The organism is Segeticoccus rhizosphaerae, assembly GCF_009192725.1.
Classification (GTDB): Bacteria; Actinomycetota; Actinomycetes; order Actinomycetales; family Dermatophilaceae; genus Segeticoccus; species Segeticoccus rhizosphaerae.
In genome coordinates this window covers 1-1,054 of the sequence record NZ_VOHR01000604.1, presented here as the reverse complement: position 1 = coordinate 1,054, position 1,054 = coordinate 1, and the positions used below count along the sequence as shown (strand labels likewise).

The 1,054-nt window shown below is 71.4% G+C and carries 2 pseudogenes; both read right to left on the bottom strand.

Going from position 1 to position 1,054, the window contains the following annotated elements:
* Nucleotides 1–713: pseudogene (locus FRW57_RS21995) on the bottom strand (ATP-dependent DNA helicase RecG); the annotation flags it as partial.
* A gap of 2 nt (nucleotides 714–715) precedes the next feature.
* Nucleotides 716–1,054 (bottom strand): annotated as a pseudogene (locus FRW57_RS21990) (DAK2 domain-containing protein); the annotation flags it as partial.

The window sequence follows — 1,054 nt, the reverse complement described above, 5'->3', positions numbered from 1 at the left end:
TGCTGCTGGTGGGCCGCCCGGCGCACCGCGAGCGCGGTCTGCACGACGAACGCCTCGGCATACCGCATGCGGCGCATGGCCCGCGCGACGTCGTGCCGGTCGCGCGGGAGATGGGCCAGGCGGTAGGCCTCGAGCTCCCCGGCGAGGCCACGCCGCGAGCGCACCTGCGGGGGCACCGGATCGGGGAGGTCGTCGAGGTGGTGGAAGGCCACCTTCACCGCCTCCGTGACCATCAGCGACGTGACGTTCTTGACGTCGAGGTAGACCGGCACCAGGCCACCGTCATAGACGTCGAGCTCGTCACCGTCCTGACCGATGAGGTGGTAGCTGGGGTGGGTCAGCTGGAAGGTGCCCCGGTAGCGGCCGACCTTGCCGGCGAACATGCCTCGCCGCCCCGGCGTGAGCCTGCCCTCGTGGCCGTAGGGCTTGAAGAAGGTCGTGGTCATGTCGTGCTTGCCGTCGGTGAGGGTGACGGTCAGCATCCGCCCCTTGCGCTGACGCATCGACCGCATGACGGCCGACTTCACCGTCGCGATCACCATGGTGAAGTCGCCCTCGTGCAGAGCCGACAGGTCGCTCACGACGTCGGGGTCGAGGTAGCGGCGGGGCAGGAAGTCGAGCAGGTCCCCCACCGTGCCCACGTCACGAGACTTCTCCAGCTTCTCACCGACGGTGCCGACGATGCTGCGCAGACGGGTCGAGCGGTCGGCCACGTTCACTCCACCCCCAGCAGGAGCGGGTAGACCGGCTGACCACCCTCGATGACGCTGACCTCGAGGTCGAGCCGCCCGGTCCTGGCTGCCGCGGCCACCGCGTCGGCCAGACCGCCAGGCGCCTCGTGCCCGGTGACCACGGTGAGCAGCTCACCACCACCGCCGAGCAACCGCACCGCGACCTCCGCGCCCACCTCGTCGAACCCCGACCCGACGCAGACGATCTCGCCGTCGACCAGGCCGAGCACGTCCCCGGCCCGACACGGCCCCGCGGTGGTGACGGCGTCCCGGTCCGCCGCCGTGATGGCGCCGTGCCGGGTACCCGCGGCCGCGCCGTTCAT